Annotated in this window: 29 protein-coding genes; 13 read left to right on the top strand and 16 right to left on the bottom strand. The window is 67.3% G+C overall.

Annotated elements, in window-relative coordinates; genetic code table 11:
- Positions 1-42: 42 nt before the first annotated feature.
- A complete protein-coding gene (ubiG, locus tag MKI84_RS18605) occupies positions 43-789 on the bottom strand; it encodes a bifunctional 2-polyprenyl-6-hydroxyphenol methylase/3-demethylubiquinol 3-O-methyltransferase UbiG (RefSeq protein WP_241621751.1) in 747 nt (248 codons plus the stop codon).
- 167 nt (positions 790-956) lie between these two features.
- Here ubiG and MKI84_RS18600 point away from each other — a divergent pair, with 167 nt between their 5' ends.
- The 5 genes from MKI84_RS18600 (at position 957) to MKI84_RS18580 (ending at position 8322) form a co-directional block, all read left to right on the top strand.
- On the top strand, positions 957-2210 hold the full coding sequence (locus MKI84_RS18600; protein ID WP_241621750.1) for an aspartate kinase: 1254 nt from the start codon (positions 957-959) through the stop codon (positions 2208-2210).
- An 84-nt stretch (positions 2211-2294) separates the two neighbouring features.
- A complete protein-coding gene (gene ptsP / locus MKI84_RS18595) occupies positions 2295-4562 on the top strand; it encodes a phosphoenolpyruvate--protein phosphotransferase (protein WP_241621749.1) in 2268 nt (755 codons plus the stop codon).
- The gene (gene prfA / locus MKI84_RS18590) at positions 4559-5662 is read left to right on the top strand and encodes a peptide chain release factor 1 (RefSeq protein ID WP_241621748.1); all 1104 of its coding nucleotides are present in this window, start codon (positions 4559-4561) and stop codon (positions 5660-5662) included. The genes ptsP and prfA overlap by 4 nt, the downstream gene beginning before the upstream one ends.
- The gene (gene prmC, locus MKI84_RS18585; RefSeq protein WP_241621747.1) at positions 5659-6555 is read left to right on the top strand and encodes a peptide chain release factor N(5)-glutamine methyltransferase; all 897 of its coding nucleotides are present in this window, start codon (positions 5659-5661) and stop codon (positions 6553-6555) included. Before prfA ends, prmC begins: the two co-directional genes overlap by 4 nt.
- Positions 6556-7176: 621 nt before the next feature.
- Positions 7177-8322: a DUF4167 domain-containing protein gene (locus MKI84_RS18580; RefSeq protein WP_241621746.1), complete on the top strand. Its 1146-nt coding sequence runs from the start codon at positions 7177-7179 to the stop codon at positions 8320-8322.
- A 94-nt stretch (positions 8323-8416) separates the two neighbouring features.
- Here the strand turns inward: MKI84_RS18580 and MKI84_RS18575 are convergent, their stop codons facing one another.
- Positions 8417-9349 (bottom strand): MOSC domain-containing protein, encoded by a 933-nt coding sequence (locus tag MKI84_RS18575; protein WP_281063257.1) that lies wholly within the window; start codon positions 9347-9349, stop codon positions 8417-8419.
- A 176-nt stretch (positions 9350-9525) separates the two neighbouring features.
- Between MKI84_RS18575 and thpR the strand changes: the two genes are divergently transcribed.
- The 5 genes from thpR (at position 9526) to MKI84_RS18550 (ending at position 12533) form a co-directional block, all read left to right on the top strand.
- Positions 9526-10059 carry an RNA 2',3'-cyclic phosphodiesterase gene (gene thpR / locus MKI84_RS18570; protein ID WP_241621745.1) on the top strand — a complete coding sequence of 178 codons (534 nt, stop codon included), beginning with the start codon at positions 9526-9528 and terminating at the stop codon, positions 10057-10059.
- Between the two features lie 58 nt (positions 10060-10117).
- On the top strand, positions 10118-10519 hold the full coding sequence (locus tag MKI84_RS18565; RefSeq protein ID WP_425353864.1) for a YkvA family protein: 402 nt from the start codon (positions 10118-10120) through the stop codon (positions 10517-10519).
- Positions 10520-10745: 226 nt separating this feature from the next.
- Entirely contained in the window at positions 10746-11264 is a 519-nt protein-coding gene (locus MKI84_RS18560; protein ID WP_241621744.1) for an invasion associated locus B family protein, read from the top strand.
- 54 nt (positions 11265-11318) lie between these two features.
- Positions 11319-12092 (top strand): hydroxyacylglutathione hydrolase, encoded by a 774-nt coding sequence (gene gloB / locus MKI84_RS18555; protein ID WP_241621743.1) that lies wholly within the window; start codon positions 11319-11321, stop codon positions 12090-12092.
- 3 nt (positions 12093-12095) lie between these two features.
- The gene (locus tag MKI84_RS18550; RefSeq protein ID WP_241621742.1) at positions 12096-12533 is read left to right on the top strand and encodes a cupin domain-containing protein; all 438 of its coding nucleotides are present in this window, start codon (positions 12096-12098) and stop codon (positions 12531-12533) included.
- A gap of 12 nt (positions 12534-12545) precedes the next feature.
- On the opposite strand, the gene yddG is transcribed toward MKI84_RS18550, so the two are convergent.
- From yddG to MKI84_RS18535, 3 genes are all read right to left on the bottom strand, one after another.
- Positions 12546-13412, bottom strand: coding sequence for an aromatic amino acid exporter YddG (gene yddG, locus MKI84_RS18545; RefSeq protein ID WP_241621741.1), 867 nt, complete (start codon positions 13410-13412; stop codon positions 12546-12548).
- A gap of 152 nt (positions 13413-13564) precedes the next feature.
- Entirely contained in the window at positions 13565-14290 is a 726-nt protein-coding gene (phbB, locus tag MKI84_RS18540; RefSeq protein ID WP_241621740.1) for a beta-ketoacyl-ACP reductase, read from the bottom strand.
- A 243-nt stretch (positions 14291-14533) separates the two neighbouring features.
- Positions 14534-15712: an acetyl-CoA C-acetyltransferase gene (locus MKI84_RS18535; protein WP_241621739.1), complete on the bottom strand. Its 1179-nt coding sequence runs from the start codon at positions 15710-15712 to the stop codon at positions 14534-14536.
- Between the two features lie 258 nt (positions 15713-15970).
- Between MKI84_RS18535 and phaR the strand changes: the two genes are divergently transcribed.
- Entirely contained in the window at positions 15971-16549 is a 579-nt protein-coding gene (gene phaR / locus MKI84_RS18530) for a polyhydroxyalkanoate synthesis repressor PhaR (RefSeq protein ID WP_241621738.1), read from the top strand.
- 65 nt (positions 16550-16614) lie between these two features.
- On the opposite strand, the gene MKI84_RS18525 is transcribed toward phaR, so the two are convergent.
- The 3 genes from MKI84_RS18525 to MKI84_RS18515 all read right to left on the bottom strand — a co-directional run bounded on the left by MKI84_RS18525 (position 16615) and on the right by MKI84_RS18515 (position 19739).
- Positions 16615-18345 carry an EAL domain-containing protein gene (locus tag MKI84_RS18525; RefSeq protein ID WP_241621737.1) on the bottom strand — a complete coding sequence of 577 codons (1731 nt, stop codon included), beginning with the start codon at positions 18343-18345 and terminating at the stop codon, positions 16615-16617.
- Positions 18346-18679: 334 nt separating this feature from the next.
- The gene (gene rpmF / locus MKI84_RS18520) at positions 18680-18865 is read right to left on the bottom strand and encodes a 50S ribosomal protein L32 (protein ID WP_241621736.1); all 186 of its coding nucleotides are present in this window, start codon (positions 18863-18865) and stop codon (positions 18680-18682) included.
- A 193-nt stretch (positions 18866-19058) separates the two neighbouring features.
- Positions 19059-19739 carry a transglycosylase domain-containing protein gene (locus tag MKI84_RS18515; RefSeq protein WP_241621735.1) on the bottom strand — a complete coding sequence of 227 codons (681 nt, stop codon included), beginning with the start codon at positions 19737-19739 and terminating at the stop codon, positions 19059-19061.
- 142 nt (positions 19740-19881) lie between these two features.
- Here MKI84_RS18515 and MKI84_RS18510 point away from each other — a divergent pair, with 142 nt between their 5' ends.
- Both MKI84_RS18510 and MKI84_RS18505 read left to right on the top strand, forming a co-directional pair.
- The gene (locus tag MKI84_RS18510; RefSeq protein WP_241621734.1) at positions 19882-20856 is read left to right on the top strand and encodes a polyprenyl synthetase family protein; all 975 of its coding nucleotides are present in this window, start codon (positions 19882-19884) and stop codon (positions 20854-20856) included.
- A 124-nt stretch (positions 20857-20980) separates the two neighbouring features.
- Positions 20981-21259, top strand: a complete 279-nt coding sequence (locus MKI84_RS18505; protein WP_241621733.1) for a hypothetical protein — start codon at positions 20981-20983, stop codon at positions 21257-21259.
- Between the two features lie 161 nt (positions 21260-21420).
- On the opposite strand, the gene leuB is transcribed toward MKI84_RS18505, so the two are convergent.
- The 8 genes from leuB to leuC form a co-directional block, all read right to left on the bottom strand.
- Positions 21421-22530: a 3-isopropylmalate dehydrogenase gene (gene leuB / locus MKI84_RS18500; protein WP_241621732.1), complete on the bottom strand. Its 1110-nt coding sequence runs from the start codon at positions 22528-22530 to the stop codon at positions 21421-21423.
- A gap of 101 nt (positions 22531-22631) precedes the next feature.
- The gene (locus tag MKI84_RS18495; protein ID WP_241621731.1) at positions 22632-23027 is read right to left on the bottom strand and encodes a VOC family protein; all 396 of its coding nucleotides are present in this window, start codon (positions 23025-23027) and stop codon (positions 22632-22634) included.
- 29 nt (positions 23028-23056) lie between these two features.
- Positions 23057-23440 (bottom strand): RidA family protein, encoded by a 384-nt coding sequence (locus MKI84_RS18490; RefSeq protein WP_241621730.1) that lies wholly within the window; start codon positions 23438-23440, stop codon positions 23057-23059.
- 60 nt (positions 23441-23500) lie between these two features.
- Positions 23501-24106 carry a 3-isopropylmalate dehydratase small subunit gene (leuD, locus tag MKI84_RS18485; RefSeq protein ID WP_241621729.1) on the bottom strand — a complete coding sequence of 202 codons (606 nt, stop codon included), beginning with the start codon at positions 24104-24106 and terminating at the stop codon, positions 23501-23503.
- Positions 24107-24209: 103 nt separating this feature from the next.
- Positions 24210-24770, bottom strand: coding sequence for a cytochrome b (locus MKI84_RS18480; RefSeq protein WP_241621728.1), 561 nt, complete (start codon positions 24768-24770; stop codon positions 24210-24212).
- 64 nt (positions 24771-24834) lie between these two features.
- The gene (locus MKI84_RS18475; protein WP_241621727.1) at positions 24835-25278 is read right to left on the bottom strand and encodes a metallopeptidase family protein; all 444 of its coding nucleotides are present in this window, start codon (positions 25276-25278) and stop codon (positions 24835-24837) included.
- A gap of 6 nt (positions 25279-25284) precedes the next feature.
- A complete protein-coding gene (locus MKI84_RS20710; protein WP_281063256.1) occupies positions 25285-25419 on the bottom strand; it encodes a hypothetical protein in 135 nt (44 codons plus the stop codon).
- A gap of 10 nt (positions 25420-25429) precedes the next feature.
- Complete coding sequence (gene leuC, locus MKI84_RS18470; protein ID WP_241621726.1) at positions 25430-26851, bottom strand: 3-isopropylmalate dehydratase large subunit; 1422 nt, start codon at positions 26849-26851, stop codon at positions 25430-25432.
- Positions 26852-26879 lie beyond the last annotated feature (28 nt).

Below are 26879 nucleotides of genomic sequence, written 5' to 3'. Positions count from 1 at the left end.
GATTACCTTCAGGAAACTGCCGGATTTTTGCGTCGGGGTCCGCTACGCGGGCCGCCCGGCCAGCATCATGTAATTCACCGAGACGTCGGGCGCGCGACGCCACTCGTCAGCGAGCGGGTTGAACACCACGCCCTCGCGTTCCAGCACGCTAAGGCCGGAGGCCTCAAGAGCCGAGGCCAGTTCGTCCGGGGTGACGAAGCGGTTCCAGTCATGGGTGCCGCGCGGCAGCCAGCCCAGCACATATTCCGCGCCGACGATGGCGAGGGCGAAGGAACGCTTGGTGCGATTCAGCGTCGCCGCCGCCATCAGCCCGCCCGGCTTCACCATCTCGCCGGCGCGCGCGAGGAACAGGCCGATATCGGCGACATGCTCGACCACTTCCATCGCCAGCACCACGTCGAAGCGCTCGCCGGCATCGGCCAGCGCCTCGGCGGTGGTGGCGCGATAGTCGACCTCCACCCCGCTCTCGCGGGCATGGAGGCTGGCAATCGCGATGTTGCGCTCCGCCGGATCGATGGCGACGACGCTCGCCCCCATCCGCGCCAGCGGCTCGGCGATCAGCCCGCCGCCGCAGCCGATATCGAGCAGGCGCAGCCCGGCGAGCGGGCGCAGGCTCCGCGGATCGCGGCCGAAATGCGCCACCAGCTTCTCGCGCAGCCAGGCAAGGCGGACCGGGTTGAACTTGTGCAGCACCCGCATCTTGCCGCGCGGATTCCACCATTCGGCGGCCAGTGCGGCGAAACGCTCGACCTCGCGGGGATCGACGGTGGAGGTGGCGGCGTCGGTCATCGGGCGTTCCTTCCGGCGTTCCCGTGAAGAATTCCAAGCTTGCGCGAAGCGCAACGGCTCCCGTTGCGGTGTCGGCGCGACGCCGATATGTATACGCGCCTTTTCGATCGGGGGATCCCTGTTGCCCCGGTCCCGACAAAAGAACAAGTGATACGGTTTTCAATCCCATGGCACGTCTGGTGATGAAGTTCGGCGGCACGTCCGTCGCGAACGTGGAGCGCATTCGCAACGTGGCGCGGCACGTCAAACGCGAGGTCGAAGCCGGCCATCAGGTCGCGGTGGTAGTGTCGGCGATGTCCGGCAAGACCAACGAACTGGTCGCCTGGTGCCGCGAGACCGCCGTGCTGCACGATGCGCGCGAATATGACGCGATCGTTGCCTCGGGCGAGCAGGTGACGTCCGGCCTCCTGGCCATCGCGCTGCAGGACATGGGGATCTCCGCCCGCTCCTGGCAGGGCTGGCAACTGCCGATCTCGACCGACGACGCCCATGGGGCCGCGCGCATCCTCGACGTGAATGGCGAGGAGATCATCAAGCGCTTCGAGGATGGCGAAGTGGCCGTGATCGCCGGCTTCCAGGGCATGCACCTGCCGAGCGGGCGCCTCACCACGCTGGGGCGCGGCGGTTCGGACACCAGCGCGGTGGCGGTCGCCGCCGGCATCAAGGCCGACCGCTGCGACATCTACACCGATGTGGATGGCGTCTACACAACCGATCCGCGCATCGTGCCCAAGGCCAAGCGCATGGATAAGATCGCGTTCGAGGAAATGCTGGAAATGGCATCGCTCGGCGCCAAGGTGCTCCAGGTGCGTTCGGTGGAGCTTGCGATGGTGCACAAGGTGCGCACCTTCGTGCGCTCCAGCTTCACCGACCCGGACGCCCCGGAACTCAAGACTGCCGGCGACCCGCCGGGAACCCTGATTTGCGACGAGGAGGAAATCGTGGAGAGTGAAGTCGTCACCGGCATCGCCTTCGCGCGAGACGAGGCACAGGTCAGCATTCGTCGCGTGCCGGACAAGCCGGGCATCGCCGCCCGCGTGTTCGTGCCGCTGGCGGAAGCCAACATCAATGTCGACATGATCGTGCAGAACATTTCGGCAGAAGGCTTCACCGACATCACCTTCACCGTGCCCACCACCGATTTCGAGCGCGCGAAGGTCGCGCTTGCCGATGTGCACGACGACATCGGCTATGAGAGCATCGAAGGCGCCACTGACGTGGTGAAAATCTCGGTCATCGGCATCGGCATGCGCTCGCATGCCGGCGTTGCGGCCCGGGCGTTCCAGGCGCTTTCCGAGCGCGGCATCAATATCCGCGCCATCTCGACCTCCGAGATCAAGATCTCGGTGCTGATCGATGCGGCTTACACCGAACTTGCCGTGCGAACGCTGCATTCGGTATACGGGCTGGACGCCGCCTGAGGTGGAATCGGCGGCGCGGCCTTCGGGCCGCGCTTGCCAGTGATTGACGGAACCGGGATGCGCCCCGGAATTTGAGGACGGCCGATGCGAGGCGCGCTCGGCGGTCCCCGCGTGCTGCTGAGACGGCTCCGCGAAGTCATGGCGGAACCGGTCAGCGCGCAGGACCGCCTCGACAAGATCGTGGTGCTGATCGCGGCCAACATGGTGGCCGAGGTGTGCTCGGTCTATGTCCTGCGTGTCGACGGCACGCTGGAACTTTATGCCACCGAGGGCCTGAACCGCACCGCGGTCCATCTCACGGTGATGCGCATCGACGAGGGCCTCGTCGGCACTGTCGCCCGCGAGGCCGAGCCGATCAGCCTGTCCAACGCGCAGGCGCACCCCGCCTTCTCCTATCGGCCGGAGACGGGCGAGGAAATCTACCACTCGTTCCTCGGCGTGCCGATCCTGCGCGCGGGCAACACGCTCGGCGTGCTGGTGGTGCAGAACCGCGCCCATCGCTCCTATACCGAAGAGGAAATCGAGGCGCTCCAGACCACGGCGATGGTGCTGGCGGAAATCATTGCCTCCGGCGAACTGACTGCGCTCGCCCCGCCCGGCGCCGAGCCCGCCGCCCGCCGCCCGCTTCACCTCAAGGGCCTCGCCTTGTCCGACGGCATCGGCCTCGGCCATGTCGTGCTGCACGAACCGCGCATCGAGGTAACCAAGGTCATCGCCGACGACGTACCGGGCGAGTTGAAGCGGCTGGATGGCGCGGTAGAGACGCTGCGCACTTCGATCGACATCATGCTGGAGGACGAGGGAGTCGCCCGCGTCGGCGAGCATCGCGACATTCTCGAAACCTACCGCATGTTCGCCCATGACCGCGGCTGGATCACCCGCATGCGCGAGGCGATCATGACAGGGTTGACGGCGGAAGGCGCGGTGGAACGCGTCCAGTCCGACACCCGCGCCCGCATGCTGCGCATGACCGATCCTTACCTGCGCGAGCGGATGCACGATCTCGACGATCTGGCCAACCGCCTGCTGCGCCAGCTCACCGGCCGCGCCGGCGGCCCCGAGCAGGTGAAGCTGCCGGACAACGCGATCATCATCGCCCGCAACATGAGCCCGGCCGCGCTGCTGGACTATGACCGCACGCGCATACGCGGCCTGGTGCTGGAGGAAGGCGCGGCGACCAGTCACCTCACCATCGTCGCCCGCGCGCTCAACATCGCGGCGGTCGGCCATGTCGAGAACATTGTCGGGCTCGTCGATCCCGGCGATTCGATCATCGTCGACGGCGTGTCGGGCGAGGCGCATGTGCGCCCGCCCGCCGATGTCGAGGAAGCCTATGTCGAAAAGGTGCGATTCCGCGCCAAGCGGCTGGAACAGTATGCGGCGCTGCGCGACCGCCCGACCGTCACCCGCGACGGTGTGACCATCGACCTCAATCTGAATGCCGGCCTTCTGGTCGACCTGCCGCATATCGCGGAGACGGGCGCCTCGGGCATCGGTCTGTTCCGCACCGAATTGCAGTTCATGATCGCCTCGGCCTTCCCGCGCACCAATGAGCAACTCAAGCTCTATCGCGCGGTGCTGGACGCGGCCGGCGAGCGGCCGGTGGTCTTTCGCACCCTCGATATCGGCGGCGACAAGGTGCTGCCCTATATGCGCGCCATCGAGGAGGAGAACCCGGCGCTTGGCTGGCGTGCCATCCGCCTCGGGCTGGACCGGCCGGGCCTGCTGCGCAGCCAGATACGGGCCCTGCTCAAGGCCGCGATCGGCCGCGAATTGCGACTGATCTTCCCGATGGTTTCCGCGGTGGAGGAATTCGACCGCGCCCGCCACATCGTCGAGCGTGAGCTCACCCATCTGCGCCGCCACGGCCACGGCCTGCCCGAGCGCGTGCTGGTCGGCGTGATGCTGGAAGTGCCGGCACTGCTGTTCCAGCTCGACGAATTGTTCGAGCGCGTCGACTTCGCCTCTGTCGGGTCCAACGACCTGGTGCAGTTCCTGTTCGCGGCCGATCGCGGCAATGCCCGCGTGGCCGACCGCTTCGATGCGCTGTCCCCGTCCGCGCTGCGGGCGCTCAAATTGATCGCCGACAAGGCGGAGGCCCGCGGCAAGGCGGTGACGCTTTGCGGCGAACTTGCCTCGCGCCCGCTGGAGGCGCTGGCGCTGGCCGCCATCGGCTATCGCAAGCTGTCGCTGTCGCCGGCCTCGTTCGGCCCGGTGAAGGCGATGTTCCTCGACCTCGACCTCTCCGCCGCCACCGCGCTGGTGGAGACGCTGTTGTCCGGCTCGACCGAACTCGCCACCATCCGTCCGCAGCTCAAGATGTTCGCGGAAAAGAACGGCCTGCCGCTGTGACCTCCCCGCTGCCTGACGCCCGGCTCGATCAACTGCTCGCCCGCCATGCCGAAATCGAGCATGCGCTTTCCGCGAGTCCTGATGCCGACACCTATGTGCGGCTGTCGCGCGAGTTCTCCGACCTTTCCCCGCTTATCGCCAGCGTGAAGGCCTTGCGCAGCGCCGAGCGCGAGCTGGTGGATGCGCGGGCGCTGGCCGATGAGGCCGGAGGCGACCGCGATATGGCTGCCATGGCCGAGGAAGAGGCGGCGGAGCTTGAGGAGAAAGTCGAGACGCTGACCCGCGAAGTCCGGCTCGCCTTGCTGCCCAAGGACGCGATGGACGAGCGCGGCGTCATTCTCGAAGTACGCGCCGGCACCGGCGGCGACGAGGCGGCGCTGTTCGCCGGCGACCTGTTCCGCATGTATGAGCGCTTCGCCGGGCTGAATGGCTGGACGGTCGAGGTATTGTCGCTCAGCGAGGGCGCGGCGGGCGGCTACAAGGAAATCGTCGCGGCGCTGCACGGGCGCGGCGCCTATGCCCGGCTGAAATTCGAATCGGGCGCGCACCGCGTTCAGCGCGTGCCGGACACCGAAGCATCCGGGCGTATCCATACCTCCGCCGCCACCGTCGCGGTGCTGCCCGAGGTCGAGGAGGTCGACATCGCCATCGACGAGGGCGATCTGCGCATCGATGTGTTCCGGGCGTCCGGCGCCGGCGGCCAGCACGTCAACAAGACCGAGAGCGCGGTGCGCATCACCCATATCCCCACCGGCACCGTGGTCGCGGTGCAGGATGAGCGCTCGCAGCACAAGAACAAGGCGCGCGCCATGGCGATGCTGCGCGCGCGCATCTATGAGGCCGAGCGCGAGAAGCGCGATTCGGCCCGCGCCAGCGAGCGCAAGGTGCAGGTCGGCTCCGGCGACCGTTCAGAGCGTATCCGCACCTATAATTTTCCGCAGGGGCGTGTGACCGATCACCGCATCGGCCTCACCCTGCACAAGCTGCCGGAAATCCTCGCCGGCGACGGGCTGGGGGAACTGGTCGACGCGCTCACCACCGAATATCAGGCCGCGCTGCTGGCGGAGGCCGAGACCGGCGGCTGGGGTCCGGGCGGATGACCTCGCCCGGCACGGCATCGGCGACCACCCGCGCCGCGCTGCTTGCCGCCGTGACGCGCAATTTCGAGCGGAGTGGCCTCGATGAGCCCGCCCGCGAGGCGCGGCTGCTGCTGAAGGCCGCGCTCGGCCTTACCGATCTCGACCTGATCGCGCGCGCCGACCATCCGGTGGCGCCGGAAGACGCGAGCCGCCTGACCGGGCTCGCCGCGCGGCGGGCCTCCGGCGAGCCGCTGGCACGGCTCACCGGCCGGCGCGAATTCTGGAGCCTCGATTTCGCGCTCTCGCCCGACACGCTGGTGCCGCGCCCGGACACCGAGACGATGGTGGAAGCCGCGCTCAAAGCCTTCCCCCATGCCGACGCGCCGCTGCGCGTGCTGGATCTCGGCACCGGCAGCGGGGCGATCCTGGCCGCCATCCTGTCCGAGCGGCCGAACGCCTTCGGCCTCGGCATCGACCTCGCGGAGGGAGCGGCGCGGCAGGCGCGGGACAATCTGGCGCGGTTCGGCCTCACCTCCCGCGCCTGCGTGATGGTCGGCGAATGGTCGCAGGCGCTCGACTTTCCCTCCCCGACCCGCCGTTTCGATCTCGTGGTCTCCAATCCGCCCTATATTGCCCGTAGCGATATTGCCGGCCTCGATGTCGAGGTGCGCGCACATGATCCGATGCTGGCGCTGGACGGCGGCGAGGACGGCCTTGACGCCTATCGCGCCATCGCCCTCGCCCTTCCCGACCTGCTGGCGCCGGGGGGTGTCGCGGTTCTCGAACTTGGCATCGGTCAGGAGGCTGATGTCGCCCGGCTGCTGGCCGCGCAGGGTCTGCCCGTCGATGGCCCGGCCCGGCGAGACCTTGCCGGCGTGGCACGCGCAATAGTGACGCATCCTGTTTCTTCCTGAGCGCAACTTACAAAAAAGGGCTTGGAACACCGTTTGGAACCGACTAGTGTCCATTGCAGGAATCGACCTGCTTCATCATCTGACACATGAACGCTTGATCTCGGGAGCTTGGGCTGAGCTTTCCTGGTCGCCATGGACAGAAGCGCTCCGGAAGGCGCGACGATGGATCGGCAGGAACGAGAGCTTCACAGGTTTGTCGTGTGCGGCGTTGAAGTTGCACGATGAAACATGGGGTTGGCTGGCGCATGGCGATGTGCGCGGGCCGGATCAGCGACCAGCTTGGACACCGCCGGAATTGGCACCGTCCGACAGGCTGGCCGGATAGCATCATTGCGATGCGCTCCCATGGTAGTGGTCCGATGGTCGGCAGCGATCGGCGGAACGTGCCGGGCCTTTTTCAGGGCTCCGAGCGGCGTTGCGTGCTGTGAACTGAGGACAAGATTTCCCCTGACGCGCCATTCATGACGGCTGACGGCTGAAGTGAGCGGAACGGCAATCATAGAGGCGACTGGCTCGCCCTTCACCGGATCGACCGGAGCCCGTGCGATTTCAGCGGGTTCGGGCCGAGCGCGTATCGGCACTAGAGAAAACTCGATGCGAAATAACAACCAGCAGAAGCGTATGCGTAGCCGGAATAACAACAATAATAATAACCGGCGCAGTCAGAACCCGCTCACCCGGGTTTATGAATCGAACGGCCCGGATGTGAAGGTGCGCGGCACCGCGCAGACTATCGCCGAGAAATACATGCAGCTTGCGCGTGATGCGCAGGCGTCGAGCGATCCGGTTGCCGCGGAGAACTATCTCCAGCACGCCGAGCATTATTACCGCATCATCGCCGCCGCGCAGGCGCAGTTCGGCGTTCAAGGCCAGCCGTTCCAGCGGCCGGACGAGGACGAAGAGGAGTTCGATTTCGAGGAGACCGGCTCCGAAGGTCAGGCTCCGCAGCCGCAGATGCAGCGCGAGAGCAATGGCCCGCGCGAGAATAGCGGTCAGCGGGACGGCGGCCAGCGCGATTTCTACCGCGAGGGCAACGGCCAGCAGCGCCGCGACAACCGCGACCGGAATTTCGACCGCAACGATCGCCACCAGGAACGCGGCCAGCGCGATGACCGCGGCAACCGTGATGACCGCGGCCCGCGAGAAGATCGTGGCCCCCGCGAGGATCGGTTCCCCCGCGAGGATCGTGCGGCGCGTGATGATCGCGGCCCCCGCGAGGATCGCGGTCCGCGTGACGACCGTGGCCCGCGCGAGGATCGCGCGCCCCGTGATGGCGACCAGCCGCGCGAAGGGCGCTGGCAGCGCAATGAGGGGCGCTCCCCCTATCGCGAGCCGCGCGAGAACCGCGAATTTCGCGAAAACCGCGACACTGACTATCGCGATCCCGCGCAGCAGCCCCAGCCCTCGCTCGGTCCGCATGTCGAGGCCGAGATCGGCCTTCCCGCCTTCATCACCCAGAGCAGCGCCCTGCCCGTGGCCGCCCAGGCTCCGGCGCCGGTGAGCGAGCCCCCGGCCCAGGCCCAGGCCCAGGCGCCCGCCGAAGCCGCGCCGCGAGCCGAGAAGCCCGCGCCGCGCCGTCCCCGCGTCGCCAAGGCGGCCGCGCCGGAGGCTGCCGCGCCGGAGCCCGTCGCAGCAGAACCCGCCTCCGTACCGGAAGCCGCTGCCGAGGATGGGGAAGCCCGCGCCGCGCCGCGCACCCGGCGTCGCCGCTATCGCCGCGCCGACGAGGAAGGCGCGCCGACCGAGCCGGTGGAAGTCGGAGAGTGATCCCTGCGCGCTTCGCGCAACGCTGAATCGAAAACAGCCCGGTCATTGACCGGGCTGTTTGCATTTTGGAACGACGGACACGGCAGACCGCGCGTCACAGCACGATGCGGACCTCGTCCCCTTCGCCGATCAGGCCGCCACGCTCCACCTCTGCGAAGATGCCGCAATCGGTGTGGCCGAAGCTGCGCATCAGCGTGGCGGGGATTTCCAGGTCGCGCTTGGCGGTCACCGGGTCCACATTGGTGGCGGCGCAGCGGAAGATGCGCTGGGTCACCCGCAGTCGCACCTCGGTGCCGATTTCAATGGTGTGGCCGACCAGATCGAACTCCTCCCACGGCTCCATGCCGTCGAGATAGAGATTGGCCCGGAACCGCAGCGGGTCGACCTCCTGGCCGATGATCTCGCCGAGCGCCCGGCAACTCGCCAGATTGATCAGCGAGATATACCCCTCGGTGGTGTCCACGAAGCGGAAGCCCGATGGCGCCTCCAGAACGCGCGGCGCGCCGCGCAACTCGTAGCGGGCGTAACGCTGGAAGAAACCCTCGATCGCCTCGCGGCCGGCTTCCGTGGTCAATTTGCCACGCACGACCTCTTCGGCATCCTGCTCGATGATCAATTCGCCGGTGGCATCGTCATAGCGGGCATCAAGCGCCGCGAGGCGCTCATTGCGCATCAGCATCAGGAACTTGATCTTGGGCTGGAAGGCCGGTGCTTCGGGCACGAAGCCAGAGGGCCCGTTCTCGATGGCGAACAGCCGGTCGCCGGGGAAATACTGCCCGGTCTCCAGTTCCACCAGTTCCAGCCGTTCCGGCGTCAGCCCCTTCACCGGGTAGCGGTACATCGAGGCGACGCTGGCAAATGTGATTGGCCCGGACAGCTCAGCCGGAACCACAGCGTCCTCCACCACGTCCACATCCGAGGGCGGAGGCGCGAGCACGGCCTCGTCCCCACCGGGCGCTTCCGGGGCGGAAGCAGCGGTGGACGGGTCAATGGCGGGCGGGTCGTTATCGTCAATCGATTCGGTCATCGTGGAGTATCCTACAGGCTTCGGGCAGCGCCGTCAGCTTGGCGAGAGCAGCCGGCCGGCGCGCCACCACCCGGCCATGCTTGTGTTTTAGGCATGTCGCATTTTCCGCTTTTCCTGACGCGGCGAATCCGTATCAATTCGTTCTGTTTCCATCGAGGAAACACGGGAGGCTGGCCATGCCGCGGCTCTTCACCGCCCTCGAAATTCCCACAGGCGTTGCGAGCGCACTGTCCATGCTGCGTGGCGGCCTGCCGGGCGCTCGCTGGATCGACCCGGAATTCTATCACGTCACGCTGCGCTTCATCGGCGATGTCGACCACGCGGTCGCCCGTGACGCCGCCGCCGCGCTCGACGAGATCGACCGCTTCGGCTTCGACCTCACGCTCGACGGGGTGGACCAGTTCGGCAACCACAAGCCCCGCGCCATCTTCGCCGCCGTGAAGGCTTCCAGCGCGCTCAACGACCTGCAGGCCGAACATGAGCGGGCGATGAAGCGCATCGGCCTGCCTCCCGAGGGGCGCAATTTCAAGCCGCATGTGACGCTGGCCCGGCTGCGCGACGCCGCCCCGCGGCAGGTGGCGGACTATCTCGCCCTGCGCGGCTATTTCCGCAGCCCCAGCTTCGAGGTCTCGCGCTTCGTGCTGTTCTCCTCGCGCGATTCGGTCGGCGGCGGGCCCTACCGGGTCGAGGCGGCCTATCCGCTCCTGTAAACCATTGCGCCGGCCGCCTGCAGCGACCATCTCATGTGAGTAACAGGAGAACCGCGAGGTGGCCGTGACCAGCGACCCGTCTTTCAGCCCCGACATCGATGACGATCCGGCGGATTTTGCACGGAGCGGTGAAGATGAACGCCGGGTACGCACCGGCTTCTGGGCCAAAATGAAGGCCGGCGCCGCGCGTATCCCCTTCGCCGAGGATGCCGCCTCCGCCTATTATTGCGCGCTCGACCGCGGCACTCCGATGCGCGTGCGCATGATGCTGTTCGGCGCGCTCGCCTATTTCCTGTTGCCGGCCGATACCGTGCCCGATTTCATGCCGGTACTCGGCTTCACCGACGATGCCGCCGTACTCGCCACCGCGCTGAACCTGCTGGCGGCCCATATCAGCCCCGCCCACCGGGCCGCCGCACATGCGGCGCTGGACCGCATCCGCGCGGGCAACCGGGCCTGAGCGTGAGAGCGGCGCGCCCCTTGTGGACATCTCGCCGTCGCGTTCAGCTTTCGTTTACCACAGTCCCAAATTCGTATGCCTCTACGGGCATTTGATCGGCAAAGCGACCGCATTGGAGTTCCAAGGGTTCACAGCCGCCGACCGGGCGGATATCCCTGTACGGCTTACAGGGAGAATCGTTCGTATCCGCATGGCGGCAGACACTGAAACACGGGAGAGATCGACGATGGCACGACGCGTTCTGCGTGCGGCATTCGCCGGCCTGGCACTGGCTTTCATCGGCGCGACGGGCGCGAGCGCCCAGGCGGCGCCCCAGGCAGTCGGGCAGTTCGGCGACTGGGGGGTCTACAAGGACGGCACGGGAAATTCCCGCATCTGCTATGCGCTGTCCCAGCCGAAGACCCGCGCACCGGCCGGGCTGACACGCGATCCCGCCTTCTTCTTCATCAGCACCCGCAACGCGGAAAACGTGAAGAACGAGGTCAGCGTCGTGATGGGCTTCCCGCTGAAGGAAGGCTCGGATGCCACCCTCACCATCGGCCCGACCTCGTTCGACCTCTACACGCGCGGCTCCGGCGCCTGGGTGCGCAATGTCGCCGAGGAGGCTCGCCTGGTCGACGCGCTGCGCAAGGGCCGCGACGTGGTGGTCAAGAGCACGTCGGCCCGGGGTAACGTAACCACCGACACCTATTCGCTGAGCGGCATTTCGGCGGCCATCGACCGCGCCGCGCAGGAATGCCGCTGAGCCGCTTAAGCTCGCTCCCGCGCGCCGGGGAAGGCCAACACCCGAGGAACGCTCATGTCCGTCGAGTTACGTCTCATTCCCTGCCTCGCAGATAATTACGCGGTCCTGCTGCGCGATACCGTGACCGAGGCCACCGCCGTCGTCGACGCGCCGGAGGTGGCCCCGATCCTTGCCGCGCTGGAGCGCGAGAACTGGACTCTCACCCATATCCTGGTCACGCATCACCACACCGACCATATTGATGGCGTGGTGGCGCTCAAGGAGCGCTATGGGGCGACCGTGATCGGCCCGCGCGCCGAGCGCGACACGATTCCCGGGCTGGATTTCGCCGTGGTGGACGGCGATCCGGTGGCGGTCGGCAGCCTGGTCGGCCGGGTGCTCGAAACCCCCGGCCACACCAAGGGGCACATCGTGTTCCTGTTCGAGGGGGAGCGGCTGCTGTTCTCGGGCGACACGCTCTTCGTCATGGGCTGCGGGCGCCCGTTCGAATGCGACCCGCCGGTGCTGTGGGAATCGCTCACGCGCCTGCGCGCCCTGCCCGACGACATCTCGGTCTATTGCGGACACGAATACACACTGGCCAATGCCCGCTTTGCGCTCAGCGTCGAACCCGACAACGCGGAACTGCAGGTTCGCGCCAAAGAGGTCGAGGCATTGCGCGCGGCGGGCAAGCCGACGCTGCCCACCACGATCGGCGCGGAGAAGGCGACCAATCCGTTCCTGCATGCTGACGACCCGGAGCTTGCCGCCTCCCTTGGCCTGCCCGGCGCCGAGCCCGGAGCGGTATTCACCGAGTTGCGTGCGCTGAAGAACCGCTTCAAGGGCTGAGCCATGGAGCCGTCTCCCTCCGCCGCCGACATCATCGCCCGGCTGGGGCTGAAGCCGCACCCGGAAGGCGGCTATTTCCGCGAGACCTTCCGCGACGAGCACCGGTTGGAAGATGGGCGCTCCGCCTCCACCGCGATCTATTTCCTGCTGCCGGCCGGTGAGCGCTCGCACTGGCATCGGGTCGACGCCGTGGAGATCTGGCACTGGCATGCCGGCGCGCCGCTGGAACTATCCATTGCCGTCAACGATGCCGGCCCCGTGCACCGCTTCGTGCTGGGCCCGGATGTGATCGCGGGCGAAGAGCCTCAGGGTGTCGTGCCGCGCGGAGCCTGGCAGGCGGCGCAGAGCCTCGGCGACTGGACGCTGGTCGGCTGCACCGTGGCGCCGGGGTTCGAATTTGCCGGCTTCGAGCTGGCCGCGCAGGACTGGACGCCGGGCTAGCTCCCGAAACGGTCAGCGCCGCGCCAGCAGCGTCGCCACCACCGCCCCACCGACGATCAGCGCGCACGCGATGCCAAGCGACCAGGTGGCCTGCGCAAAGCCCGCCGCGACCAGCAACAGGGTCGACAGCACCGGCGCGGCATAGGAGGCGACGCCGAGCAGGCGGATGTCGCCACGCTTCATGCCGATGTCCCAGGTGTAGAAGGCGATGCCCACCGGCCCGATGCCAAGCGCCACCACCGCCATCCACTCCCGCGCCCCCGACGGCCAGACCGACGGCTCGAACAGCACATGGCACAGCGCGGAAAGCGCGGCGGTGGCGAGGCAGAAGCCGGCCACCACATCGGTCGGCACCGCCTGGAAGCGTCGCGAGGCGACCGAGTAGACCGCCCACACCACCGCGCACACCGCAGCCGCCGCATAGCCGGGCACATAGGCCGGGGAGAAGCCGAAGCCGCCGGCCTTGGCGCCCAGCAGCACGACGGTTCCCGCCAGTCCCATCAGCGCGCCGGCGATATGGGCGGGCCGCAGGCGCTCTCCCGGCAGGAAGGCCGAGAGCAGCACGATCAGCAACGGCCACAGATAGGCGATCAGCCCGGCCTCCGCGGGCGGGGCCAGCTTCAGTGCCGAGAAGTAGAAGAAGTGGTAGCCGAACAGCCCGCCGACGCCGTGCAGCCACACCGGCCAGGGCTGGCGCAGCACGGACAGCCCGACACCGCGCGCCACGGCGGCGACCAGCCCGACCATGCCGCCGATGAAGAAAGTCAACGCGGTGAGCAGGAACGGCGGCACCGCCCCGGTGGCAGAGGTCGCGAGCGCGAGGCTCGCCCAGAGCAGGATGGCGGTGAAGCCGATCAGCGTGGCGGAGAGACGGGACATGGCGAGGCTACCGGAAGGCGGGAAGCCCCGCTTAACCCAATTCGCCGCCCCGCGCATCCGGGGATTGCCCCGGCGCGCCCGCCGGGCGCCGGGGTGTGCCAGGCGGGCCGGCATGGCGGGCGCCGGGACCCGTGCCCGCCGCCCGCAACGCGTCAGGCCATGTACTGCCCGCCATTGGCGGTGAGCGTCGAGCCGGTGATGAAGGCTGCTTCGTCCGCCACGAGAAACACCACGCAGCGCGCGATTTCCTCGGGTTCGCCGAGGCGGCCGACGGGGATCAGCGGCAGCACATGCTTGTCGAGCACGTCCTGCGGCATGGCGCGCACCATCTCGGTGCCGATATAGCCGGGGCAGATCGCGTTGACGGTGATGCCCTTGCGGGCGTTTTCCTGCGCCAGCGCCTTGGTGAAGCCGATCTCGCCGGCCTTGGCGGCGGAATAATTGGTCTGGCCCATCTGGCCCTTCTGGCCGTTGATGGAGGAGATGGTGACGATGCGGCCGAAATTGCGGTCGCGCATGCCCTCGATCACCTGCCGGCACATATTGAACACCGAGTTGAGGTTGGTGTTGATCACCGCATACCACTGCTCGGGCGACATCTTGTGCAGCATGCCGTCGCGGGTGATGCCGGCATTGTTCACCAGCACGTCGACAGGACCGAGCTTGGCGGCCACTTCGGCGACGCCGGCCTTGCAGGCGTTGAAATCGGACACGTCCCATTTGAAGGTCGCGATGCCGGTTTCCCTCGTGAAGGCGGCAGCGGCTTCGTCATTGCCGGCATAATTCGCGGCGACGGTGTATCCGGCATCCTTCAGCGCCCGGCACACCGCCGCGCCAATGCCGCGAGTGCCGCCCGTTACCAACGCTACACGACTCATCTGACTTCCCCTCTTGGTTTCCATCCCGGAACCGACGACGGCTTGTACGTCGTTTTTGTCGATCAGCAATGCGACGGGAACGCATACCCACTGCCCCCTTTCGTAAGGGCAGCTACCTGAAAGATCCAGTATGCGTCCGGCCGACATGTGGCGGGCGGCGTCTGGCGTTGCCGCCGACCGCGAGGTGGGCGCGGCGCGCGAGTGGCGCGCCGCGAAAGCGGATCCAGCCTGTGCGGGGCCGGATCAGTCGCGCTCGATACACATGGCGATGCCCATGCCGCCGCCGATGCACAGCGTGGCGAGGCCCTTCTTGGCGTCGCGCTTCTGCATTTCATACAGCAGCGTGGTGAGCACGCGCGCGCCCGAGGCCCCGATCGGGTGGCCGATGGCGATGGCGCCGCCATTGACGTTCACCTTCGAGGTATCCCAGCCCAGCCCCTTGTTCACCGCGCAGGCCTGCGCGGCGAAGGCCTCATTGGCCTCGATCAGGTCGAGATCGGCGGGCGACCAGCCGGCCTTCTCAAGCGCGAGCTTGGAGGCGGGGATCGGTCCGGTGCCCATGACCGAGGGGTCGACGCCGGCCTGCGCCCAGGAGACGATGCGGCCGAGCGGCTTCTTGCCCAGGCTCTCGGCCTTGGCGGCGCTCATCAGCACCACGGCGGCGGCACCGTCATTGATGCCCGACGCGTTGCCGGCGGTCACCGAGCCGTCCTTGGCAAAAGCCGGGCGCAGCTTGGCCATGCCCTCGACGGTCGCCCCATGGCGGGGATATTCGTCGTCGGCCACCACGATGTCGCCCTTGCGGGTCGAGATGGTGACCGGAACAATCTCGTCCTTGAAGCGGCCGGCCTTTTGCGCGGCCTCCGCCTTGTTCTGCGACGCGGCGGCGAAGACGTCCTGCTCCTCGCGGGTGATCTGGTATTCCTTGGCCACGTTCTCGGCCGTGTTGCCCATGTGATAGCCGTTGAAGGCGTCCCAGAGGCCGTCCTTGATCATGGAATCGACCATCTCAAGGTTGCCCATTTTGGTGCCGTTGCGCAGATGCGCGACATGCGGCGCCTGGCTCATCGATTCCTGGCCGCCCGCAACCACGATCTCGCTGTCGCCATTGACGATAGCCTGATAGCCGAGCGCGACCGCGCGCAGCCCGGAGCCGCACAGCATGTTCACGCCCCAGGCCGGGCTGGCAACCGGAATGCCGGCGGCGATCGAGGCCTGGCGCGCCGGGTTCTGCCCCGCGCCGGCGGTGAGGATCTGCCCCATGATCGTCTCGCTCACATCCCCGGGCGCGACGCCGGCGCGTTCGAGTGCCGCGGCGATGGCGACCTTGCCCAGTTCGTGGGCCGGCAGGGAAGAAAGAGCCCCGTTGAAGGCTCCCACTGCCGTGCGCGCCGCTCCGACGATGACGATTCCGTCTTTCATGTTTGACGTCCTCCGCTAGCTACTGTCCCGGGCGACGACCGGAGCCGGGCATCTGTTCCGTTCAGGCATCAGATGTAAGGCAATGGTGTTAGGTGCAAGTGACCTGTGTCAACAACACCGCGAATTTGACGATGTCACGAGGCCGTCAGGCCGAATGAGGTACCATATTGCTTCATATCCACTTCACAATCCTGTAGCCGTCGCCCTGGAAACGTCCTAGAGTTTTTCATGGGGAAACAATCAAGGTAGCCGGAACACATGGCAAAATCCACGGAACCCGTCACCATCAAGAAGTACGCCAACCGGCGTCTCTACAACACGGGCACGAGCACGTACGTTACGCTCGAGGACCTTGCGTTGATGGTGAAGAATGGCGAGGACTTCGTCGTCTATGACGCGAAGACGTCCGACGACATTACGCATTCCGTGCTTACCCAGATCATCTTCGAGCAGGAAGGCAAGGGCCAGAACCTTCTGCCGATCAATTTTCTACGCCAGATCATCCGATTTTACGGCGACAGCATGCAGATGCTGGTTCCGCGCTATCTCGACATGTCGATCGAGAATTTCAGCAAGGAACAGGGCAATATGCGAGAGCAGCTCACCAAGACCTTCGGCGCCGGTGGCTTTGGCGGCTTCGGTGTGATGGAAGAGCAGGTGCGCCGGAACATGGAAATCTTCGACCGCACCTTCAAGATGTTCCTGCCCAACGGGCGGGGCGAGGAAGTTTCTGCCGAAACGCCGGCCAAGACGGATGATTTTGACGAGTTGAAGCGGCAGGTGGCCGAGATGCAGAAGCGGCTCGACAAGCTCGGCGACGGCAGCAAGACGGACTGACGTCGCCCGGAGCCAGCGGTAGCCGGCGGGGGAACGATGCGCCACAACGGCGCGCCGACGGCGCCTCAGGCGGCGGGATGCGGCGGGGCGCAGCCGGCGAGCCCGATGAGCTGCCCCTGCAGATAGGTGCAGCCCCATTCCGTGAGCAGCTCCCCGGTCGCCTCGTCGAGCACCCACTCGGCCACGGTCTCGATGCCGAGATTGCGCGCCAGGTCGAGCAGCGCCCGCACAAAATGGCGGTCGTCGGTCGACTGCATGAGCGAGCAGATGAAGCTGCCATCGATCTTCAACATGTCGACGCCGAGCCGGCGCAGGTTGCGGAACGACGTATAGCCGACGCCGAAATCGTCCATCGCGACCTTGCAGCCGAGATCGTGCAGCCAGTTCACCGTCCGCCGCACCGATTCCAGGTCGGGGATGGTTGCCGATTCGGTCAACTCCACGATCAACCGCTCGCCGAAACCCTGGCGCGCCCGCTCCTCCAGCAGGGCAAGCCAGGCGCCATCGTGGATCGAGCCCGGCGAGACGTTCACGGACAACCGCAGCGTCGGATCGGCCTCCAGAGCGGAGAAGGCCAGCTCCAGACTGCGCAGATCGATCAGCCGGGTCAGGCCGAAGCGTTCGGCGGTGGGAATGATCGCCGAGCCGTCGAAGACATGGCCGCTATGGCTCTCGATCCGCACCAGGCATTCATGGAACGCCACCTGCCGCGTCGCGCCGAAGGCGATCGGCTGGAACGCCAGCTTCACCCGCCCCTCGCTGAGCGCGGACACGATGTCGTCGGCAAAGCGCAGATTGGCGCGGCGCTCGGCCTCGCGATCGAAGCTCGGCGAATAGCCGAGAAACGTACCGCGGGCGGAGGCGCGCACGTTCTGCAGCGTGTCCTGTGCCCGCGCGAAAATCTCGCCGACATTGCGGCCCTGCCGCGGCGCGACCAGCCCGCCGGCGGAGATCGCCACCGCCACCGCCCCCGCCGCCGTGCGCGCGGCCGTGCCGTTTACAGCGGTGAGAAAACGGTGAGCGGCGCCCGGCAGGCTCTCTCCCGGCGTATCGCGCAGCAGCAGCGCGAACTTGCTGCCCGAGAACCGCGCCATTTCCTCGCCCTCGCGCAGCTGCGCGGCAAGGCGCAGCGCCACGATGTCGATCACCTCGTCGGTGACGCGATAGCCATAGGCCTCGTTGAGCTGGCTGAGCTGGTCGATCGACACCAGCATGAAGCCGAACTCGCCGCCATCGGCGTAGCTGGCGGCAAGGCGCTCGTCGAGCATGGCCGCGAGGCGCTGGCGGTCGGCCTGCATGCCCGGCGGCTTGGCGTAGCGCACCGGCCGCCCGACGGCATAGCGCCGGATCATCCCGTCGACCCGAACCAGCCGGCCATTGGCGTCGAAGCACCCGATGCCGCGATCCTCGATCCACAGCCGCCGCTGGCTGTATTCGGGCGGCAGGGACAGGCAATAGACGGTTTCGAAAGGCCGGGCGCGGCCAAGATCGGGGGGAGATAGCGCCTGCAGACCCGGGAACAGGCCCCCGCTGTGAAGGGGGCTGGCCTGCGCTGCCTCCGCGCGGCACAGGCCGGAACCCGCTTCGATCAGCGCACCATAATCCTTGCCGGTGTGCGCCCGCTGCCAGCGGTGCGGGCCGAGCAGGTCGCGGGCATTGTCGCTCCAGCTCAGCTCATCGCTATCGATGGACCATGAATAGACGGCGACGCCGAGATCGCAGACCACCTGCTGCATCGCCTCGGGAGTGAGGGGCAGTTCGGAATCCGGTCGGGCGAGCCTAACTCCGTCAACCATGGAGTCTCACCGCGAAGGTCTCAGCGCATGACGGCACGGTACCTGCCTTTCAGTCCTATGCCGTGGTCCGCACAGTAAATCGTGGAACCGGGATGCCGTCCACTTCAACCGATGGCACCGTCGGCGTTTGGCCCTGAAACCGCCGCCGGCGGCACGATGCCCCATAGCCCACGGGGTGCGGAACGCAAAAAGACGCCGCGCCAGACCGGCTGACGCGACGCTTTCGACGAATTTCGCAGCGAATCAGCCGTGACGTGGCGGCGGGCGGGAGCGACCTGCCGACGGCAGACCAACTATTTCCCGCGGCGCCGTCGCGTCGTGCGGCCGAAAAGGCTCAGGCCTCGGCCTTCACCTTGAGGACCTGACGGCCCTTGTACATGCCGGTCTTCATGTCGAGGTGGTGCGGACGGCGCAGCTCGCCGGAATCCTTGTCCTCGATATAGGTCGGCTTGGCGAGCGCGTCGGCGGAGCGGCGCATGCCACGACGCGACGGGCTGGTCTTCTTCTTCGGAACGGCCATAGTCTCAACTCCTGTACCGACGTGCCCCAAGACCCTGGAAAGGGAGCCGGCGCCGGGTCGTGCGTATCTGGAGCGCGGCTTATACAGACTCATGCGCGCGAGCGAAAGGGGCTGTAGCCAACCGTTTTCGACAAAGCGCGCCGTTTCCCTGCCCTCTCCTTTTGCCCGGGCCGGCGGCTTTCTCAAGGCGCGCTCAGCCGAGCGGGCCGAGACAGGCGGTGAGCTCGGCGCCCTCGCGCGGCAGCCGGGCCTGCAAGCGCCCGGCAAGACGGGAGACGCCGGGACCGGGCTTGGCCGCGCTGCGCCGGTGCGGATTGGGCAGGACCACCGCCATCAGAGCGGCCTGCCGCCCGGTCAGCTCGCGTGCCGGGCGGCCAAAGGCGCGCTGCGCGCCGGCCTCGGCGCCGAATTCGCCGTCCGGCCCCCATTCGGCGATGTTGAGATAGATCTCGATCACGCGCCGCTTGGGCATCACCGCGTCGAGATAGAGCGCGAGTGGAAGTTCGAGGCCCTTGCGAATGAAGCTGCGCCCGTTCCACAGGAACAGGTTCTTGGCCACCTGCATGGTGATGGTCGAGGCCCCGCGCGAGGGCTCGCCGTCCCCGGCATCGTCCATCACATTCCGCAATTCCACCAGGTCGACGCCGCGATGGCTGCAGAAGCGCGCATCCTCGGAGGCGAGCACGCTGCGCACCAGCGCGGGGGCGATGTCGTCGAGCGGCACCCAGTCGCGCGTTACCGGCTGGAGCGTGGCCCAGCGCCAGAGCATGAGGGTCGAGGCGGGCGGCACGACGTTATAGGCGAGGCCGAGCAGCAGCGGGATCGCCACCACGATCAGCACCGCCCAAAACGCCCGCTTCAGCCATCTGCCCATGCTCGCTCCCCGCGCCCTCCCCATACGTAGCCTCCGCGCGCGCCGCGACCAACCCTTGATGCTCACATCGCGGTGAGGCCGCGCTTGACCGCGCCTTATCGCTGGGGCACGGAACGACGCTCCACCAGCCGGGCCCGCCGCGATGACCTCACAGACGCCCCCCCGCCCGGACGCGGCCGATGCCGCACCTGGCGATGCCGCCCTCGCCGCCGCCGCCCTCGCCGCCGCCCTTGCGCGCGCGGCTGATGAGGTCGGCCATTCCATTGACCGGGCCATCGCCGGCGCCGGCATCCCCAGCGCGCGGCTCGCCGCCGCGATGCGCCACGGCGCGCTGAACGGGGGCAAGCGGCTGCGGCCCTTCCTCGTCCTCCAATGCGCCGCGCTGTTCGGCGTGGGCCGGGCGCAGGCGCTGCCGGCCGCGACCGCGCTGGAATGCGTGCATTGCTATTCGCTGGTGCATGACGACCTGCCGGCCATGGACGATGACGATTTGCGCCGCGGCCAGCCGACCGTCCACCGCGCCTATGACGAGGCGACCGCGATTCTCGCGGGCGATGCCCTGCTCACCCTCGCCTTCGAGATACTGGCCGGCGAGGCGACGCATCCCGACCCGGCGGTGCGTATGGCGCTGGTGGCGAGCCTTGCCCGCGCGGCCGGCGGCGGCGGCATGGTGGGCGGGCAGATGCTCGACCTCGCCGCCGAGGGCCGGTTCGAGGGCGAAGGCCGCCCCCGGCTCGATGCCGACGCCATCATGCACCTTCAGGCGCTGAAGACCGGCGCGCTGCTGCGCCATGCCTGCGAGGCGGGCGCCCTTCTTGGCGGTGCGTCACCTGCGGAGAAAGCCGCGCTCGACCTTTACGCGCGCGCCATCGGCCGCGCCTTCCAGATCGCCGACGACCTCCTGGACGTCGAGGGCGACGCCGCGACCCTCGGCAAGGCGGTGGGCAAGGACGCGCAGGCCGGCAAGGCCACGCTGGTGGAACGGCTTGGTGTCGAAGGTGCCCGGGCCGAGCTGGCGCGGCTGGTCGGGGAGGCCACCGACGCGCTCGCAGGCTTCGGCAACAAAGCCACACTGCTGGTGGAAGCGGCGCGTTTCATCGCCGAACGGCGCAATTAGTAATCCACCCCACTCGACGGAACCTTCCCTTGCCTCCATGTTTATCGTGACGTAAGCCTCGGTCTGCCAAACTGGTTTTTCGATGTTTGGGCAGGCGCGTTGGTTGCGTCGCTGGGAGGTTCACATGCGTCTGGTTCCGTTCGCTCTTGCCGTGCTGATGTCCGGCGCCGTCGTGCTCGCCGTGGCGCCTGTGCAGGCGCAGGATTCGCCCACGCGCCTGACCATCCGCAAGCCGGCCCCGAAGTCCTATCTCGATCCCGGCACCGTGGTGAAGCCCGGCACCGGCCGCTATCTGAACTATGTCGACGTGGTGCACTCGCGCTATCCGCAGTATGGCGACAACAGCACCATTACGGGCACGCGCTACCCGCTGCCCGACCAGTACTACCTGCCGAAGTACTGAGCGCCCGAGACGGCGAGACTTTCCGGCCCGGCATGCCCCGCATGCCGGGCTTTTTGATTCGCGGCCTCGATCCCGCGCTCGGCCCCGCGCCTTAAAAGAAAACGGCGCGCAACCCGTGGGCGCGCGCCGTCCTTGTCCGGAAAACGGGTGAGCCCGGAGCCTCAGGCCGCCTTGTCGAGTTCGGCCAGCAGCGCGTCGCCCATGCCTTCGGTGCCGACGCGGGTCATGCCCTCAGTGTAGATGTCGCCGGTGCGATAGCCCGCCGCCAGCACGCCGGCGATCGCCGCCTCGATACGGTCGGCGACCTCGCCGAGCCCGAAGGAATAGCGCAGCGCCATGGCTAGCGACCCGACCATGGCGATCGGGTTGGCCACGCCCTTGCCGGCAATATCCGGCGCGGCGCCGTGCACGGGCTCGTAAAGCGCGCGGCGCTTGCCGGAAATCTCCTCCACGCCGCCGAGCGAGGCGGAGGGCAGCATGCCGAGCGAGCCGGTCAGCATCGCCGCCACGTCAGAGAGCACGTCACCGAACAGGTTGTCGGTCACCAGCACGTCGAACTGCTTGGGCGCGCGCACGAGTTGCATGGCGCAGGAATCGGCAAGCTGATGCTCCAGCTGCACGTCGTTGTAATCGGAGCCGTGGACCTCGCTCACCACCTGCTTCCACAACAGGCCGGACTTCATCACATTGTGCTTCTCGGCCGAGACCACCTTGTTGCGGCGGGTCCGGGCCAGTTCGAAGGCCACGCGGGCGATGCGCTCGATCTCGTAGGATTCATAGACCTGGGTGTCGATGGCGCGCTTCTGGCCGTCCGCGAGGTCGGTGATGGTCTTGGGTTCGCCGAAATACACGCCGCCGGTGAGTTCGCGCACGATGAGGATATCGAGCCCCTCGACCAGATCGCGCTTGAGGCTGGAGGCGTCGGCGAGCGCGGGATAGCACAGTGCCGGGCGCAGATTGGCGAACAGCTGCAGGTCCTTGCGCAGGCGCAGCAGGCCGGCTTCCGGGCGCAGCTCGTAAGGCACATAGGCCCATTTCGTCCCGCCCACCGCGCCGAGCAGAATGGCATCGGCGGCGAAGGCGCGCTTCATCGCTTCCTCGGAAATCGGGGCGCCGCAGGAATCATAGGCCGCGCCGCCGACAAGATCCTCCTCGATGGCGAACGACGCGAGGCCGCGCGCCTCGAGCCAGCCGAGCACACGCTTCACCTGCGCCATGACTTCAGGGCCGATGCCGTCGCCGGGGAGAAGGAGGAGCTTGTGGGTGGCCATGGGATTGTCTCGCTTTTCGCGTCGGAACGAAATTATTGGGCGTGCGGAGTGCTAATCGCTGGCGCGCGCACTGGCAAGCACGGCGCCGGGATCGCCGGCCTTCAGCGGTAGCGCCCGGCCCTCTGCAGAACCTCGATCTTGTAGCCGTCAGGATCGGTGACGAAGAAGAAGGTCGCCAGCAGCACGCCCTGGTGGAAGAACTCCTTGACCGGCGTCGGCGCCAGCCCCGCGCTTGTGAACCGCGCATGCTCGGCGCGAAGGTCTTCCACCGCGAAGGCGATGTGGCCATAGCCGTCGCCGGGGGCATAAGGCTCCGTGCGGCCCTGATTGATGGTCAGCTCGACCTCGAAATCAGCGTCCGGGCTGCGCAGATAGACCAGCGTGAAGCCATCGAAGGCGTAGCGGTCGGCGATGTCGAGCCCGAAGGCGCGCTTGTAGAAATCGACCGAGCGCGCCTCGTCGAGCACGCGGATCATCGAGTGAATGGCCTTGGCCATGGCGGCACCTTGCGGGAAACGGGGAAGGGTCAGCGACGGCGGGCCGTCACCTCGATCTCGATCTTCATCTCCGGCTTGAGCAGCCCGGCGACGATCAGCGTGCCGGCGGGACGGATCTCGCCGAAATAGTGTCCGAAGATCGGAAACACGGCATCGGCATAGGCCGCGTCGGTGATGATATAGCGCACGCGCACGACATCGCTCAGGCTCGATCCCGCCTCGGCGAGCACGGCGGCGATGGTGCGGAAGCAGGCATGGGCCTGCTCCTCCACGCTCTCCGGCATCACCATGGTCGCGTAGTCATAGCCGGTGGTGCCGGCGACGAAGATGAAGTCGCCGTCGACCACCGCGCGCGAATAGCCCGAGGCCTTCTCGAAGGGCGAGCCGGAGGAGATGAGGCGGCGTTCGGTCATGATCGGTCTCGTCACATGGGAGGGCATCGGCCGGCACGCGCGGGGCGCGAGCCCTTCGCCTCACGCCCAGGGGCGCTCGCCGGCGAGGCGGGTCTCGTAATCGTGGATCTGGTCGGCCTTCACCTTGGTCAGGCCGATATCATCGAGACCGTTGAGCAGGCAGTGCTTGCGGAACGGGTCGATCTCGAAGCTGATGGAGCCGCCATCGGGGCCGGTGATGGTCTGGCTCTCCAGGTCCACCGTCACGATCGCGTTGGCGCCGCGCGAGGCGTCGTCAAACAGCGCGTCGAGCTGCTCCTGGGTGACGGCAATCGGCAGAATGCCGTTCTTGAAGCAGTTATTGTAGAAGATGTCGGCGAAGGACGTGGAGATCACGCAGCGAATGCCGTGGTCCAGCAGCGCCCAGGGCGCATGTTCGCGCGAGGAGCCGCAGCCGAAATTGTCGCCCGCGACCAGAATGCTGGCATTGCGATAGGCCGGCTTGTTCAGCACGAAATCCGGATTGTCGGAGCCGTCATCATTGTAGCGCAGCTCCGAGAACAGGCCCTTGCCGAGCCCGGTGCGCTTGATGGTCTTGAGATACTGCTTGGGGATGATCATGTCGGTGTCGACATTGACCAGCGGCAGCGGCGCGGCGACGCCGGTCAGGGTGGTGAACTTATCCAACGCATCCTCCATCGATCCGAAGGCCGGGCGCCTTGCGCGCCGCCCGCCGGAAACATCCCGCCTTCCATAACAAGCCGCGCCGCCGGTGCCCAGCCGCGCTCCATCAGGACCGAGGCAGCATGCGGCGCAGAACGTCATCCTTCAGCACGACATGATGCGCCAGCGCGGCGAGCGCATGGACAAGAGCCAGCAGCACCAGCGCATTGGCCAGCCACTCATGCACCTCCTGCACCGGCCGGGCCGCCTCCCGGTCCACCGCCATTGGCGAGGGGATCGTGAACAGGCCGAAGAACGTCACCTCGTTGCCGCGCAGGAAGGCGAGATAGATGCCGACCAACGGGGTGACCACCAGCAGCAGATACAGCAGCAGATGAGCCGCGGTCGCGGCCAGATGAACCGGCCGGGACAGGGCCGCCGACGGCGGCGGCACAGGCCCGACGGCGCGGCACGCAAAGCGCAGCGCAACCAGGCCGAGAATGGTGAGGCCCACCGAAATGTGGGTCCACCAGATGAGGGCCCGCGCGGGCGTGCCGCGCTCGAACAGGCCTTCCAGATAGGTCACGCCATACACCAGGAGGATCGCGATCACCGTCAGCCAGTGCAGCGCCCTCATGGGCCAGGTATAGGTCGCGACGGTCGGCACACCGGAAGCAAGCTTGGTCATGGTCGCTCTCCACTTAGATTAGATATTTTCTAATCTGGTATCGAGCTGTTTCCCATGCGGAGGCCTACGTAGAGCCGCCCTCCTCCTCGATCCGCTCCATGTCCTCGTCCGACAGGCCGAAATGGTGGCCGATTTCGTGGATGAGCACATGGGTGACGACCGCGCCGAGCGTCTCGTCGTTCTCGGCCCAGTAATCGAGGATCGGCCGGCGGTAGAGGTGGATCATGTTGGGCAGCACGCCGCCCGCCGCGTCGAAGCCCTGCGCCAGCCCGATGCCCTGAAACAGGCCGAGCAGGTCGAACGGGGTTTCCGCCTCCATCTCCTCCAGCACCTCGTCGCTGGGAAAATCGTCGACCTGCACCACCATGTTGCCGCACATGGCGCGGAAGTGGTCGGGCAGGCGCTCATAGGCCGCCTGCGCCATCACTTCCATCTGCGCCAGCGAGGGCGCCTTCACCGGGGCCCAGGCTTCGGGTTCAGCGTCCAGCCGATTGGCCGCCTCGTTCATCGTGCCTCACCTGAGATAGGTCGAGAACAGGTAATAGACGAGCACCAGCGCCGCGATCACCGCGAGCGAACGCCCGATCCGGCGGCCCCACACTTCCATGGGGTCGTCGGGCGGGGGTTCCCAGAACGGATCGCCGCGCATCGTTCCGCCGTCAGCTCGCGCGCGGCCATTGCCGCACGTCGACGAAGCGCCCCGCGATCGCCGCCGCGGCCGCCATGGCGGGCGAGACCAGATGGGTGCGCCCCTTATGGCCCTGCCGGCCCTCGAAATTGCGGTTCGAGGTCGAGGCGCAGCGCTCCTCGGGGCCGAGCTTGTCGGCGTTCATGGCGAGGCACATCGAGCAGCCCGGCTCGCGCCAGTCGAAGCCGGCGGCCTTGAAGATCGCGTCCAGCCCCTCGGCCTCGGCCTGCAGCTTCACCAGGCCCGAGCCCGGCACGATCATGCCGGAGACGCCCTCGCGCACCTTGTGGCCGCGCACGATGGCGGCGGCGGCGCGCAGGTCCTCGATGCGGGCATTGGTGCAGGAGCCGATGAACACCTTGTCGATGGCGATGTCGGTGATCTTGGTGCCGGCGGTCAGCCCCATATAATGGAGCGCGCGCTTCTTGGCGTCGCGCTTGCCTTCATCCGCGATCAGATCGGGATCCGGCACGAGGCCCTCGACCGAGATCACGTCCTCAGGGCTGGTGCCCCAGGAGACGATCGGCGGCAGCGAGGCGCCGTCGAGCCGCACCTCATGGTCGAAGAACGCGCCCTCGTCGGTGCGCAGCGTGTCCCAGTAGCGGCGGGCCGCGTCCCAGTCCGCGCCCTTGGGCGCGCGCGGGCGGTCCTTCACATAGGCATAGGTGGTCTCGTCGGGCGCGACCATCCCTGCGCGCGCGCCGCCCTCGATCGACATGTTGCAGACCGTCATCCGGCCTTCCATCGACAGGTTGCGGAACACCTCGCCGGCATATTCGATGACATAGCCGGTGCCGCCGGCGGTGCCGGTGGTGCCGATGATGGCCAGCGTCACGTCCTTGGCGGTCACGCCGTCGGGCAGCTTCCCGTCGACGGTGACGCGCATGTTCTTGCTCTTCTTCTGGATCAGCGTCTGGGTGGCGAGCACATGCTCCACCTCCGAGGTGCCGATGCCATGGGCGAGCGCGCCGAAGGCGCCATGGGTCGAGGTATGGCTGTCACCGCACACGATGGTGGTGCCCGGCAGGGTGAAGCCCTGCTCCGGGCCGATGACGTGAACGATGCCCTGGCGCTTGTCGAGCTCGTTGAAATACTCGATGCCGAAGTCGCGGGCGTTCTCGGCCAGCGTCTCGACCTGCATCCGGCTCTCGGGATCCTCGATGCCGAAGCGCCGGTCCGTGGTCTGGACGTTGTGATCGACCACGGCGAGCGTGCGGCTCGGCGAGTGCACCTTGCGGCCGGCGACGCGCAGCCCCTCGAAGGCCTGCGGCGAGGTCACCTCATGCACGAGGTGGCGGTCGATAAAGAGCAGGCAGGTGCCATCCTCCTGCCGGTCGATCACGTGATCGTCGAAAATCTTGTCATACAGGGTACGCGGAGCGGACGTGCTCATCTCGGCATCTCGGCTTTTATCTAGGGAT

The organism is Ancylobacter gelatini (assembly GCF_022601675.1).
In the GTDB taxonomy this organism is placed as follows: domain Bacteria; phylum Pseudomonadota; class Alphaproteobacteria; order Rhizobiales; family Xanthobacteraceae; genus Ancylobacter; species Ancylobacter gelatini.
Note: the sequence above shows the minus strand (reverse complement) of the source record. Positions and strands in the feature narration are given on the sequence as shown.

What these genes read in the sequence shown, in the direction of transcription:
- MKI84_RS18560 (WP_241621744.1), top strand. Translation starts at nt 10,746, where the DNA reads ATGGCACGACGCGTTCTGCGTGCGGCATTCGCCGGCCTGGCACTGGCT.
- MKI84_RS18525 (WP_241621737.1), bottom strand. Translation starts at nt 18,345, where the DNA reads ATGGTTGACGGAGTTAGGCTCGCCCGACCGGATTCCGAACTGCCCCTC.
- ptsP (WP_241621749.1), top strand. Translation starts at nt 2,295, where the DNA reads ATGCGAGGCGCGCTCGGCGGTCCCCGCGTGCTGCTGAGACGGCTCCGC.
- leuC (WP_241621726.1), bottom strand. Translation starts at nt 26,851, where the DNA reads ATGAGCACGTCCGCTCCGCGTACCCTGTATGACAAGATTTTCGACGAT.
- MKI84_RS18480 (WP_241621728.1), bottom strand. Translation starts at nt 24,770, where the DNA reads ATGACCAAGCTTGCTTCCGGTGTGCCGACCGTCGCGACCTATACCTGG.
- MKI84_RS18490 (WP_241621730.1), bottom strand. Translation starts at nt 23,440, where the DNA reads ATGACCGAACGCCGCCTCATCTCCTCCGGCTCGCCCTTCGAGAAGGCC.
- MKI84_RS18550 (WP_241621742.1), top strand. Translation starts at nt 12,096, where the DNA reads ATGGAGCCGTCTCCCTCCGCCGCCGACATCATCGCCCGGCTGGGGCTG.
- MKI84_RS18495 (WP_241621731.1), bottom strand. Translation starts at nt 23,027, where the DNA reads ATGGCCAAGGCCATTCACTCGATGATCCGCGTGCTCGACGAGGCGCGC.
- gloB (WP_241621743.1), top strand. Translation starts at nt 11,319, where the DNA reads ATGTCCGTCGAGTTACGTCTCATTCCCTGCCTCGCAGATAATTACGCG.
- MKI84_RS18475 (WP_241621727.1), bottom strand. Translation starts at nt 25,278, where the DNA reads ATGAACGAGGCGGCCAATCGGCTGGACGCTGAACCCGAAGCCTGGGCC.
- rpmF (WP_241621736.1), bottom strand. Translation starts at nt 18,865, where the DNA reads ATGGCCGTTCCGAAGAAGAAGACCAGCCCGTCGCGTCGTGGCATGCGC.
- MKI84_RS18510 (WP_241621734.1), top strand. Translation starts at nt 19,882, where the DNA reads ATGACCTCACAGACGCCCCCCCGCCCGGACGCGGCCGATGCCGCACCT.
- MKI84_RS18580 (WP_241621746.1), top strand. Translation starts at nt 7,177, where the DNA reads ATGCGTAGCCGGAATAACAACAATAATAATAACCGGCGCAGTCAGAAC.
- MKI84_RS20710 (WP_281063256.1), bottom strand. Translation starts at nt 25,419, where the DNA reads ATGCGCGGCGATCCGTTCTGGGAACCCCCGCCCGACGACCCCATGGAA.
- MKI84_RS18535 (WP_241621739.1), bottom strand. Translation starts at nt 15,712, where the DNA reads ATGAAAGACGGAATCGTCATCGTCGGAGCGGCGCGCACGGCAGTGGGA.
- phbB (WP_241621740.1), bottom strand. Translation starts at nt 14,290, where the DNA reads ATGAGTCGTGTAGCGTTGGTAACGGGCGGCACTCGCGGCATTGGCGCG.
- MKI84_RS18575 (WP_281063257.1), bottom strand. Translation starts at nt 9,349, where the DNA reads ATGACCGAATCGATTGACGATAACGACCCGCCCGCCATTGACCCGTCC.
- MKI84_RS18600 (WP_241621750.1), top strand. Translation starts at nt 957, where the DNA reads ATGGCACGTCTGGTGATGAAGTTCGGCGGCACGTCCGTCGCGAACGTG.
- yddG (WP_241621741.1), bottom strand. Translation starts at nt 13,412, where the DNA reads ATGTCCCGTCTCTCCGCCACGCTGATCGGCTTCACCGCCATCCTGCTC.
- phaR (WP_241621738.1), top strand. Translation starts at nt 15,971, where the DNA reads ATGGCAAAATCCACGGAACCCGTCACCATCAAGAAGTACGCCAACCGG.
- MKI84_RS18505 (WP_241621733.1), top strand. Translation starts at nt 20,981, where the DNA reads ATGCGTCTGGTTCCGTTCGCTCTTGCCGTGCTGATGTCCGGCGCCGTC.
- thpR (WP_241621745.1), top strand. Translation starts at nt 9,526, where the DNA reads ATGCCGCGGCTCTTCACCGCCCTCGAAATTCCCACAGGCGTTGCGAGC.
- leuB (WP_241621732.1), bottom strand. Translation starts at nt 22,530, where the DNA reads ATGGCCACCCACAAGCTCCTCCTTCTCCCCGGCGACGGCATCGGCCCT.
- MKI84_RS18515 (WP_241621735.1), bottom strand. Translation starts at nt 19,739, where the DNA reads ATGGGCAGATGGCTGAAGCGGGCGTTTTGGGCGGTGCTGATCGTGGTG.
- ubiG (WP_241621751.1), bottom strand. Translation starts at nt 789, where the DNA reads ATGACCGACGCCGCCACCTCCACCGTCGATCCCCGCGAGGTCGAGCGT.
- prmC (WP_241621747.1), top strand. Translation starts at nt 5,659, where the DNA reads ATGACCTCGCCCGGCACGGCATCGGCGACCACCCGCGCCGCGCTGCTT.